Raw genomic sequence first — 949 nt, forward strand, 5'->3', positions numbered from 1 at the left:
TAAATCTTCCTTTTTATGATGGTTTTCACTGGTGCAATGAGATAAGAAAAATATCTCAAGTTCCAATAATATTTATATCATCTAGAAACTCTAATATGGATGTTATTATGGGTGTAAATTTAGGAGCTGATGATTATATTCAAAAGCCTTTTTCAATAGATGTATTGGTTGCTAAAGTTAATGCTCTCCTTCGAAGAACTTATAATTTTTCCGATAATTCATCTGATAAAATAGTCCATAATGGAGTTACTCTTGACTTATCAACTGCACTTATCACCTATAATGATAAATCAATAGAATTAACTAAAAATGAAATAAAAATACTTCATGAACTTATGAAGCATAAATCTCAAATAGTAAGTAGAGATAAGCTTATGAAAAAATTATGGGATAGTGATTGGTTTGTTGATGATAATACTTTAACTGTAAATGTTAATAGAATAAGAACTAAATTAAAAGATATTGATCTTGAAAACTTTATAGAAACTAAGAGAGGTTTAGGCTATATAATTGTGTAGTTTAAAGTTAGGTGGATAAATGAAATTTAAAGATTTTTTAAAAGATCAACAGGGTTTATTATTATTTAATTTTATATTTTTATTTTTTACTGTATTAGTTATTTTACTTTCTCCTATTAAAGAAATTTTAATTGACACAGTATCTTATATAATAATCCTTAACCTAGTACTTCTATGCTTATATTTATTTGCTAGTTATTTTAGAAAAAATAAATTTCTAAAATTATTAGATGAAGGTTTATCTTCTAATAATCTTAACTCTGTAAGTATATTTAAAACATCTATGGAAGAAAAAATTTATCTAGATTTTATTAATGATTATAAAATAAAATGTGAAGGCCTTATTGATAATAATTTTAATAAAATAAAAGAAAACAAAGAACTAATGGATATGTGGGTGCATGATATTAAAATGCCTATTGCTATAATAA

At 23.4% G+C, this 949-nt stretch carries 1 protein-coding gene and 1 pseudogene; both read left to right on the plus strand.

What is annotated here, in order from left to right; all coding sequences use genetic code 11:
- On the plus strand, positions 1–518 hold a 518-nt coding region (locus BN899_RS09645; protein WP_042274937.1), incomplete at its 5' end, for a response regulator transcription factor.
- 19 nt (positions 519–537) lie between these two features.
- Positions 538–949 (plus strand): annotated as a pseudogene (locus BN899_RS09650) (sensor histidine kinase); the annotation flags it as partial.

This window comes from Faecalimicrobium dakarense (assembly GCF_000499525.1).
Classification (GTDB): domain Bacteria; phylum Bacillota; class Clostridia; order Peptostreptococcales; family Peptostreptococcaceae; genus Faecalimicrobium; species Faecalimicrobium dakarense.